At 74.9% G+C, this 9,570-nt stretch carries 9 protein-coding genes; 3 read left to right on the top strand and 6 right to left on the bottom strand.

The window, feature by feature from the left end:
* Positions 1-148 precede the first annotated feature (148 nt).
* A complete protein-coding gene (locus ACZ4W5_RS24475) occupies positions 149-1,186 on the bottom strand; it encodes a terpene synthase family protein (RefSeq protein WP_465656886.1) in 1,038 nt (345 codons plus the stop codon).
* A 192-nt stretch (positions 1,187-1,378) separates the two neighbouring features.
* On the opposite strand from ACZ4W5_RS24475, the gene ACZ4W5_RS24470 reads away from it, so the two are divergent.
* Complete coding sequence (locus ACZ4W5_RS24470) at positions 1,379-1,918, top strand: pyridoxamine 5'-phosphate oxidase family protein (RefSeq protein ID WP_465656884.1); 540 nt, start codon at positions 1,379-1,381, stop codon at positions 1,916-1,918.
* Between the two features lie 208 nt (positions 1,919-2,126).
* Here the strand turns inward: ACZ4W5_RS24470 and ACZ4W5_RS24465 are convergent, their stop codons facing one another.
* Positions 2,127-3,650 (bottom strand): M1 family metallopeptidase, encoded by a 1,524-nt coding sequence (locus ACZ4W5_RS24465; protein WP_465656882.1) that lies wholly within the window; start codon positions 3,648-3,650, stop codon positions 2,127-2,129.
* Between the two features lie 339 nt (positions 3,651-3,989).
* On the opposite strand from ACZ4W5_RS24465, the gene ACZ4W5_RS24460 reads away from it, so the two are divergent.
* A complete protein-coding gene (locus ACZ4W5_RS24460) occupies positions 3,990-4,892 on the top strand; it encodes a carbohydrate kinase family protein (RefSeq protein ID WP_465656891.1) in 903 nt (300 codons plus the stop codon).
* A gap of 19 nt (positions 4,893-4,911) precedes the next feature.
* Here the strand turns inward: ACZ4W5_RS24460 and ACZ4W5_RS24455 are convergent, their stop codons facing one another.
* The gene (locus ACZ4W5_RS24455) at positions 4,912-5,433 is read right to left on the bottom strand and encodes a GNAT family N-acetyltransferase (protein ID WP_465656880.1); all 522 of its coding nucleotides are present in this window, start codon (positions 5,431-5,433) and stop codon (positions 4,912-4,914) included.
* A 157-nt stretch (positions 5,434-5,590) separates the two neighbouring features.
* Between ACZ4W5_RS24455 and ACZ4W5_RS24450 the strand changes: the two genes are divergently transcribed.
* Positions 5,591-6,613, top strand: a complete 1,023-nt coding sequence (locus ACZ4W5_RS24450) for a polysaccharide deacetylase family protein (RefSeq protein WP_465656879.1) — start codon at positions 5,591-5,593, stop codon at positions 6,611-6,613.
* A gap of 22 nt (positions 6,614-6,635) precedes the next feature.
* On the opposite strand, the gene ACZ4W5_RS24445 is transcribed toward ACZ4W5_RS24450, so the two are convergent.
* From ACZ4W5_RS24445 to ACZ4W5_RS24435, 3 genes are all read right to left on the bottom strand, one after another.
* Entirely contained in the window at positions 6,636-7,067 is a 432-nt protein-coding gene (locus ACZ4W5_RS24445) for a YchJ family protein (RefSeq protein ID WP_465656877.1), read from the bottom strand.
* A 79-nt stretch (positions 7,068-7,146) separates the two neighbouring features.
* Entirely contained in the window at positions 7,147-7,800 is a 654-nt protein-coding gene (locus ACZ4W5_RS24440; RefSeq protein ID WP_465656875.1) for an NADPH-dependent F420 reductase, read from the bottom strand.
* A 218-nt stretch (positions 7,801-8,018) separates the two neighbouring features.
* Entirely contained in the window at positions 8,019-9,569 is a 1,551-nt protein-coding gene (locus ACZ4W5_RS24435) for an FAD-dependent monooxygenase (RefSeq protein ID WP_465656874.1), read from the bottom strand.
* Position 9,570: the final 1 nt, after the last annotated feature.

The raw sequence follows: 9,570 nt of genomic DNA, 5'->3' as shown, positions 1-9,570 counted from the left end.
GGTCGCCAATGCGCTGCATTGGGCTCCCTCCTCCGCCTTGCGATGCACGCACCCCAACGCCGCCCCGCCCGCCCTCCGGGCGAACGACGGGAGTTTGAAGACGGGCCCGAGGGCCCGGGCTCACCGTCGAAAGGCCCTGCGGGAACGGTCAGTCCGCCCGCACGAGGTCCGCGGCGAGGTCCGCGGCGAGGGCGGCCTCGCCGGCGGGCACCAGGTGGGAGTAGCGGCGGGTGGTCCTGCTCCACTCCAGGTAGCCGCTCATGGCCGTGCGCATGCAGTCCGTGATCAGGGCGGCGGTTCCGGCGTCCCGCGCCCCGACGCCGTCCGCCAGTCGCTGCTCCAGGACGAGGAACTCCTCGCACCACGCGGTGACCATGCCCTGGATCTCCCGGATGGTGTCCGCGCGTTCCCGTTCCCGGCCCCGCTCCCCGGCGTGGGCACGCGCCCGGTCCGGGGCGTTCTCGATGACGAGGACGAGGTTGTGGAGGTCGCCGCGCGACTCCTCCTTCTCGACGGAGTGGACGTCGTTGAGCGTGTCGACGACGTCCGCGGTGATGTCGAGCATCCGGCGCACCACGGGCTGGCTGTACAGCCGGTCGGGGAGTTCGAAGCCGTAGGCCTTCTGGCTGAGGTCCAGCATGGCGTGGACGAAGCCGGAGCGGCGGCGCAGTTCGGCGTACTCGGCGAGGGTCGGGACGTGTCGGTGGGCGCGGTTCCGGGCCTCCTGGGGGTACGCGCCGAGGAACCACTGCCAGTGCTGTCCGGTGCGCTCCAGCCAGGCGGGGGAGGCGCCGTCGGCGAGGCGCCGCCACACGTCGCCGAACGCCCGCAGCAGCGGCCCGGCACCGGCCGGGGGCCGGCCGCCGGCGGCGATGACGCGGGTGAAGTCCGCGCAGACGGCGCCCACCTGGTCGGGCCGGTCGGCCAGCGGGCCGTCCACGTGGTCGTCGAGGAAGGTGGCGACCACCACGGCGTCCACCGTCAGGTCCAGCCGGGCCCCGCCCGTCCGGGGGTTCCAGACGGCCATCAGTCCGGCGATGTCCCAGCGCAGAAAGCGCGCCTCGTCGACCGGGTCCGCGAGGAGCCCCTGCCGCCGGCTCCAGAGCAGGCTGCGCCGTCGGGCGGCGGCGGCGTCCGGGCTGGTCGCGGCGTCGAAGGGGAGGGTGAAAGCGGTGTCCTGAGGCATGGGGACGCCCTTTCGAACGCGAGGGTGGGCCGACCGCCGTCCGCCCCAAGGGTCCCCGCGACGGCCCTCCGGCCGCAAGGGCGCACGGTGGGGCGTGTCGCCGTCGACGGCCGGGGCCGGCGGTTACCTTGCCCCGTAGCCGCCGATCGTGGTCCGGTGGTGTCCGGCCACCTCCTCCTGAGGGAGCGACCAATGAGCGTGAACGACCCGGAAGTCCGGTTCGACGAACGGTTCAGCGACCCCGGGGCGGGCGCGACGCCGTGGGAGACCGTCCGTGAGGTGCTGGAGTCGGCACAGCTGTTCTGGATCACCACGGTGCGGTCCGACGGACGCCCCCACGTCACGCCCCTGGTGGCCGTGTGGCTCGACGGGCGACTGCACTTCACCACCGGCACCGAGGAGCAGAAGGCCGTGAACCTGGACGGGAACCGGCAGGTGGCGCTGGCCACCGGCTGCAACCACTGGGACCGGGGGCTCGACGTGGTGGTGGAGGGCCTGGCCGAGCGGGTCACCGCGCGCCCCGCGCTCGAACGCCTCGCCGCCGCCTGGACGACCAAGTGGAACGGCGAGTGGCGGTTCCGGGTGACGGCGGGGGGCTTCGCCCACCAGGACGGGGGCGATTCCCTGGTCTTCGCGGTGCGGCCCGCCAAGGTCCTCGCCTTCGCCAAGGGCGGCTTCGGCCAGACCACTTACCGCTTCGACGGTGGCCGGAAGGCCGAGCCGCAGGCCTGACCGGGGGAGGAAGGGTTTGGACGGCCCGCGTGCCGGCCGGGGCTAGGCCGGGCGGCAGGCGGGCCGTGGGGACCACCATGGCCCGTCCGCCCCCGGACGGCCAGGGGCGCACGGGGGCGCCCGGGCGTGCACGGTGGCGCGCCCGGGCGGGCGAACGGCGACGGAGCGTCCGAAAGCTCCGCAAGCCGGTCGGACCCCGCGAAGCGGGTCAGACCGTTCCCGAGTGCTCCGGCGTCCGGGGGCCGGCGGGGCGTGCGCCGGCGGCGTCCGGAGCGGTGGACACGGGCGCCACCGTCCAGTCCGGGTGGCCGGGCACCGGCGGGGTGCGCCGCCCGTACAGCCAGTCGTCCAGGAAGCCGGTGAGGTCCTGCCCGGAGACCTCGGAGGCGGTGCGGACGTAGTCCCGGGTGGTGGCGGTGCCGTGGCGGTGCTCGCGCAGGAAGGTCCGCTCGATCCGGTCGAAGGTGGCCGCCCCGACCTTCTCCCGGAGGGCGAACAGCACCAGGGCGCCGCCGGTGTAGCGCTGGTCGTCGAAGAGCGTGTCGGCGGTGGGCGAGGCGACCGGGCCGGAGTCGTGCCGCCACTGGTCGCCGAGGCGGTGGACCCGGCGCATCCGGGCGGTCAGGGTGGTGTCGCCCCAGGCGTCGGGCCAGCCGCGCTCGTAGCGGTAGGCGAGGCCGTAGTAGTCGGCATGGCCCTCGTTGAGCCACAAGTCGGCCCAGGTGGCGGGGGTGACGCTGTCGCCGAACCAGGAGTGCACCAGCTCGTGCATCATGTGCGAGCCGATCGCCGGTTCGGCCTGGCGCAGGAAGCCCGGCTTGTAGAGGGTGAGGGTCTGGGTCTCCAGCCCGGTGAAGCGGAAGGCCGCCGGGTCGTCGGTGTCGACCGGCAGGATGCCGTAGGACTCGAACGGGAACGGCCCCAAATGCTGCTCGGCCCAGCGGAGTTGGTCGGCGGTGAGGTCCAGGGCCGGGGCCAGCTCGGCGACCCGGGCGGTCGGTACGACATCGCGCAGCGGCAGCCCGTGCGGGCCGGTGTGCCGGCGGACGGTGTAGTCGCCGACGGACACCTGGACGAGTTCGGTGGCCAGCGGCTCGCGGGAGACGTACCGCCGGGTGGTGCGGCCGTCGCCGAGCGGCACGGTCCGGGTCAGCTCCCCGTTGGCGACGCCCAGCAGTGGATCCGGCGCGGTCACCGTGATGGTGAAGCGGGCCCTGTCGCTCGGGTGGTCGTTGCACGGGAAGACGGTGTGGGCGCTGGCGGGCTGCCCGGCCACCGCGAAGCCGTTCGCGGTCGGCACCCAGCCGGTGTGCGGCAGGGCGGCGCGCGGGTCGGCGGTGTACTCGACGGTCAGCCGCGCGGTGCTGCCGCGGCGCAGCGGTTCCCCAGGGGTGACGGTCAGTTTCTCGTCGTGGACGGCGAACCGGGCCGCCCGCCCGTCGACCCGGACGGCGTGCACGTCGAGCCCGAGCGCGTCCAGTGACAGGGCGGCCGTGGTCCGGGTGGTCCGGGCGGTGATCACCGCGGTGGCGTCCACGGTCCGGGTGTCGGCCCGGTACTCGAAGGACAGGTCGTAGGCGAGCGCCCGGTACCCGGGGTTGCCGAGCGAGGGGAAGACCGGGTCGCCGAGCCCGTCCGCGGCGGTGGCCGGCGGGGCGCTCGCGGCCAGCAGCACCGCACCGAGGGCGAGCGCCGGGGCGAGCCCGGCACGGAGCCTGCGCAGCGGGACCAAGGGGGATCACCACACTTCGGAGGGTCGGGGCCGGAGGGTCGTGGCCGGTGCGTCCGCGACGCACCGGCCACGGATGACGGATGCTAGTGGACCGTCAGCTCCGCCCGGCCGAACCGTGCCGACACGCGCGCGTCCCCCGGACGGACCACGGTGCTGGCGGCGCCCCCGGGCCGGGGCTAGCGTTCGTAGTGCTCCGTCCCCTGACGGACGGGGCCACGGCCGTCGGAGAACCTGGCCAGGTCCGGCGGCCGTACTCCTGTGCCCGGACGCCCTCCCGGAGGCACCGCGTAGGCTGGCCCCCGGACGACGCCCGCGTACCGGATGCCAGGAGCCGCCGTGATCAGCCCCGCTTCGCACCTTCTGGTGATCGGTGAGTGCGTCGCCGACATCGTCCGTACGGACGGCGCCCCCGACCGGGTCCACCCCGGGGGCAGCCCGGCGAACGTGGCGTACGGCCTGGCCCGGCTGGGCCACCCGGCGGTGCTGCTCACCGAGCTGGGGCCGGACGCCGACGGGCGGCTGATCCGCCGCCACCTCGAGTCGGCCGGGGTGGTGGTCCGGGCGGCCGAGGTGGCCCGGACGCCCTCGGCGGTGGTGCGGCTGGACGGGCAGGGGCGGGCCGAGTACACCTTCGACATCGGCTGGACGCTGCCGCCGACCGAACTCCCCGCCGCCCCCGCCGCGATCCACCTCGGCTCGATCGGCGCGGTCACCGAGCCGGGCGCCGCCGCGGTGCTCGCCCTGGTGGAGCGCTGGCGCGACCGGGTGCCGGTCAGTTACGACCCGAACGTGCGCCCCGCGCTGATGGGCGAGCGGGCGGCGGCGGTGCGCCGGGTCGAGCGCTGCGTGGCGCTGAGCGAGCTGGTGAAGGCCAGCGACGAGGACCTCGCCTGGCTCTACCCGGGCGAGCCCGTCGAGGCGGTCGCAGAGCGCTGGCTCGCCCTGGGGCCCGCCGTGGTCGCGGTGACCCTCGGGGCGGAGGGCGCCCTGGCGCTCACCGCGGAGGGCCGCCGGGAGCGGGTGGCGGCCGTCCCGGTCGCGGTGGCGGACACCGTCGGCGCCGGTGACTCCTTCATGGCGGCCCTGCTGCACGCCCGCGCGGCCGGCGAGGCGCTGGCGGACTGCCTGGCCGAGGCCGTCACCGCGGCCGCGCTGACCGTCTCCCGCCCCGGTGCCAACCCGCCCTCGGCCGCCGAGCTGGCCGCGGCCCTGGAGCGCCGCCGGGCGGCCGGGGCGCGGTAGCCGGGGCCGCCCGCTGCCCTCAACTCCCCTGGCGGTCCGGCCCGGTGAGGTCCTTGCGGTACCAGACCTCGGAGTACGGGCCGGTGTCGCCGTACGCCGGGATCTCCCGGTAGCCGTTGCGCAGGTAGAGGGTGCGGGCCTCGATCAGGTCGAGGCGGGTGTCCAGGACGATCCGCTCGGCGCCCATGGTGCGGGCGGCCCGGTCGACGGCGGCGAGCAGCTGGGCGCCGCCGCCGGTGCCGCGCAGGCCGGGGCGGACGAAGACCCGGGTGAGTTCGACGGTGGTGGCGTCGTAGCGGCGCAGGCCGGCGCAGGACTGGGGTGCGCCGTCGTAGCGGCCGAGCAGGAAGAGGCCGGCGGGGGCGGCCAGGTCGTCGCTGGGGGAGTCGGCGAGGCCGGACTCCAGTTCCTCCGGGGTGCCCTCGCGGCCCAGGTGGAGGCGGTAGTAGCGGTTGGCCACGTCGTAGTAGTACTCGCGCAGCAGGTCCGTGGCCTCGGGGGTGGTCACGTCGGTGGTGGTGATGGTCCAGCGGTCGGTCATGCGCGCATGATCCGTTTCCGGGCGCCGTGGTCGCAAAGGGTTTTCCTGCCGGTGGCGGAGGATTCGGCAAAGGATCGGCAAGGCGGGCGGCGTGCCGTTGCCCCGGGCGGGTGACGGAGGGTTGGCGGGAGCGCCCGGCGGGGGAGCAGTAGCAGCTATGAACGGACCATCAGTTTGTCGCATTAACGGGGATCTGAGGAAAGGTCAGCAGCGGCGCGGCGCACGCACCGGCCTGCTGGCCGCCGTCTGCCTCACCGCCGTGGTCACCGGCTGCGCCGGTCCCGCTACCCCGTCGAAGCCCGCCCCGGCCGCCGGGGCACCCGCCGCCGGAGCTCCCGCGGCGCCCGCCGGCTCCGCTGCGGCGTCGACGGCCACCGGGGCGCCCCAACCCGCTCCGCCGCTGCTCCCCGGCCTGGCCCGGGAACAGGAGGAGACCAGCAGCGAGGCGGCCGCCCGCCAGGCCGACCTGGCCCGCGCCGCCCTGGAGACCGCCCAGCGCTGGGGCCTGGACCGCCCGCCGCTCAAGGCCCCGGCCCGCCCGGCGGCCAAGGCCGTCCTCACCCCGGTGCAGGGCGTCAAGCTCAAGGACGGCCGCCCGCCCGTGGTGTTCCGGGTGCCGACCCAGGACAAGGTGGTCTTCCTCACCATCGACGACGGCTTCGAGAAGGACCCGGAGTTCTCCCGGATGGCGGCGGAGCTGGGGATCCCGCTCAGCGCCTTCCTCTCCGACTACCTCGTCCGCGACAACTACGGCTACTTCCGGGACCTGCACAAGCAGGGCGTGGAGATCAACAACCACACGATCAACCACCGCAACCTCAAGGTCCTCGACTACGAGACCCAGCGCCGGGAGATCTGCGACCAGCAGGACCAGCTGGAGCAGCAGATCGGCGTGCGACCCCGGCTGTTCCGCCCCCCGTACGGCGAGTACAACGACGACACCCTGCGCGCCGCCGCCTCCTGCGGGGTGCAGGCCGTCCCGCTGTGGAACGAGGAGGCCTTCCCGGACCACATGGAGTGGCGCTACGACGACCGGACGCTCCACCCGGGCGACATCATCCTCACCCACTTCCGCGGCATCTCCGACTGGAAGGCCACCATGCCGGACCTGCTGCGCAAGGTGCTCAACGAGGTCACGGCGGCCGGCTACTCGCTGGGCCGGCTGGACGACTACCTGTAGGGCGGGCCCGGCCGGCCGGTCCTCAGCCGAGCGAGAGGGCGTCGAGGTACACCCAGGCGCCCTCGTGCCGGACGAAGCGGCTGTGCTCGCTGAGCACGCCCTGCTCGCCGTCCTCGGTCCAGTGCGCGCGGAAGGCGACCGTGCCCTCGGCGTGGAAGGCGCCGCCCTCGCTGGTGGAGAGCACCTCCAGCCCGGTCCAGCGCAGGGCCGGGTCGAAGTCGACCTCGTCGGGCCGGGTGTCCGGGTGCCAGGTGCGCAGCAGGTAGGCCTCGTCCTGAGCGACGAAGGCGCTGAACCGGGAGCGCATCAGCGACTCGGCGGTGGTGGCCTTCGCCAGGCCGCGGTGCAGCCGGCCGCAGCAGTCGCCGTAGGCGGCGGGCAGGCCGCACGGGCACGGGGAGGACGGCAGCAGCCGGGGAGCGGCGGGGCGGGGCGCGGAACGACGTCGGGACATGCCGACCATTGTCCCCCACGGCCGGTCGGCGCCCGCCGGGCCCGCCCCACCACCGGGAGGGCGAGCCTGGGGCAGGGGGCTACGCGGGCCGCCGGAAGGAGTAGTTGAAGGCGGCGTCGCCGAAGTGGCCCATCATCCGGAGCCAGAACGGCATCAGCATCTCGGTCGCCCGGGCGCCGGTGATGTCCCCGAGGTCGACGATCCAGTCGGCCGGCCAGCCGAACTCGCCCAGCAGGGCGACCGCCTCGGCCTTGGCGGCGTCGTCGTTCCCGGCGATGAAGAGGTTGTGCTCACCGGCCAGCTTGTCCGGTGCGACCATCAGCTCGCAGTTCAGCGTGTTGAGCGCCTTCACCACCCGGGCCTCGGGGAACTCGCGCTGGATCTGCTCGCCGATGCTGTCGGTGTTGCACGGGGCGAGGGTGACGCCCTCGGGGCCGAACACCAGCGGGTTGGACACGTCGATCAGCAGCTTCCCGGCGAGGTGCTCCGCCCCGGCCGCGCGCAGCGCCGCCAGCGAGACCGTTCCGCCGGTGGCGTTCAGCACCACCTCGCCGAAGGCCGCCGCCTCGGCGAAGGTCCCGCAGCTGCCGGCGGGGCCGGCCTGCCGGGCCCAGGCCAGCCCCTTCTCGTTGTCCTTGCTCCGGGAGCCCAGTGCCACCTGGTGGCCGAGCGAGACCAGCTTGTCCGCGAGGGTCTGCCCGACCATGCCCGTGCCGATGATTCCGATGCGCATGGTTCCCCGTTCGTCCGGTTCCCTCCGCCCGTCGAAGGGCGGCCGCGACGACCTTAGGGGGTGCCCGGTGGGATTCCGGGGGTCACACGCCGGGGCCGATGCTCAGGATGGCGAAGAACTCGACCGTGAGCGCGGCCGGCGCCACCAGGGAGAGGGCCACCCGGGCCCGTCGGAACAGCCGGGCCGCGGGCCACCGGAGCCCGCCCGGGTGCGGGTACTCAGATCCGCGGTTCGCCGAACCAGCCGTGCAGCGCCCGGTCCAGCCCCTCCCAATCGGCCTCGCCGGGGGCGCAGGCCCAGGCGACGTAGCCGTCCGGGCGCAGCAGCAGCGCTGCGGCGGGCGGCGGTGCCTGGGGGCAGTGGGCGGCGTGGACGTCGACCCGGTCCTTCCAGCCGGCCGCCCGGTCCGCGAGGCCGAGCGTGCCGTTGGTCAGGTCGAGCAGCAAGGGCCTTCCGCTGTGGGTGAGTTCGGCCAGGCGGGTGCTCCCGGTCGGGGTGTCGAGGGCGAGCTCCGGGGCGAAGCCCCCGGCGAGCGGGTGCGGGCAGCCGGTGTCGTAGCGGACGTCGCTGCCCGCCATCAGGGCGGCTATCCGGGCGAGGTTGTCCTGGTGGGCGATCAGCTCGCCGACCAGGGCGCGCAGCGCGGTGATCCCGGGGCCGGGGGCCATCAGGGCCAGCTGGGCCTGGGAGTGCATGAAGACCCGCTCGCCGACCGGCCGGCGCTCGTGCTGGTAGCTGTCCAGCAGGCCGGGCGGGGCCCAGCCCCGGAGTTCGGCGGCGAGCTTCCAGCCCAGGTTGGCGGCGTCCTGGAGGCCGAGGTTGAGGCCGGGGCCGCCGGTCGCGGCGTGCACGTGCGCGGCGTCGCCGACCAGCAGGACGCGGCCCTCGCGGTACCGCTCGGCGAGCCGGGTGTTGTAACCGACGGTGCGGCGCGGGGTGAACGGTCCCGCCGTACGGGCCGGGGCGAGCGGCAGGTCGGCGCCGGTGACCCGGCGGATGCTGGCGCGCAGCTCGTCCAGGGTGAGCGGGCCGGCCTCGTCGACCGGCGGGCCGCCCCACTCCATGGTGGCGATCATGGTGGCGGCCGGGCCGAACGGGGAGATGACGAACACGCCGTGCTCGGTGCGGGTGTGGGTCCACGGCCCGAACGGGGTCGGGCAGCCGGGCAGCAGGATCCTGCCGTCGTCGGTGGTGCTCAGGCCCTCGGGCGGCAGCACGTGGGCGATCCGGGAGACCGGCTCGGGTGAGGTGACGCCGGGGAAGCCGATGCCGGCGTGCTTGCGGACGGTGCTGCGGCCGCCGTCCGCGCCGACCAGGTAGCGGGTGCGCAACTGCCGTGCGCCGTCCGGGTCGTGGAGGTCCACGGTGACCCCGTCCTGGTCCTGGGTGAAGCCGGTGACCTCGCACCGGCGCAGGATGGTGACGCCCAGCGCGAGGGCGTGTTCCTCCAGGACGGCCTCGATCCGGTGCTGCGGGATCGGCAGGGCGTGCAGCGGATTGTCGTCGAGCCGGTGCAGTTCCAGCGGGAAGGCGCCGAACACGAACCGGGGTATCGGCCGCGGCGCACCCGCGGCACCGCTGAGCGGCTGGTGAAGGCCGCGGTGGTCGAGCAGCCGGAGCACCTGTCCGACCAGGCCGTTGGCCTTCTGCTCGCCGGAGCGCTCGGCCAGTCGGTCCAGCACCACCGGCCGGACGCCGGCCAGGGTCAGTTCGCAGGCCAGGAACAGCCCGACCGGGCCTGCGCCGACGATGACGACCTCGTTGGTCATG

It is taken from the genome of Kitasatospora sp. NPDC029367 (assembly GCF_055569135.1).
Note: the sequence above shows the minus strand (reverse complement) of the source record. Positions and strands in the feature narration are given on the sequence as shown.

Excerpts from the sequence above, each read along its gene's own strand:
- ACZ4W5_RS24475 (WP_465656886.1), bottom strand. The coding sequence starts at position 1,186 with ATGCCTCAGGACACCGCTTTCACCCTCCCCTTCGACGCCGCGACCAGC.
- ACZ4W5_RS24470 (WP_465656884.1), top strand. The coding sequence starts at position 1,379 with ATGAGCGTGAACGACCCGGAAGTCCGGTTCGACGAACGGTTCAGCGAC.
- ACZ4W5_RS24455 (WP_465656880.1), bottom strand. The coding sequence starts at position 5,433 with ATGACCGACCGCTGGACCATCACCACCACCGACGTGACCACCCCCGAG.
- ACZ4W5_RS24450 (WP_465656879.1), top strand. The coding sequence starts at position 5,591 with ATGAACGGACCATCAGTTTGTCGCATTAACGGGGATCTGAGGAAAGGT.
- ACZ4W5_RS24445 (WP_465656877.1), bottom strand. The coding sequence starts at position 7,067 with ATGTCCCGACGTCGTTCCGCGCCCCGCCCCGCCGCTCCCCGGCTGCTG.
- ACZ4W5_RS24440 (WP_465656875.1), bottom strand. The coding sequence starts at position 7,800 with ATGCGCATCGGAATCATCGGCACGGGCATGGTCGGGCAGACCCTCGCG.
- ACZ4W5_RS24435 (WP_465656874.1), bottom strand. The coding sequence starts at position 9,569 with ATGACCAACGAGGTCGTCATCGTCGGCGCAGGCCCGGTCGGGCTGTTC.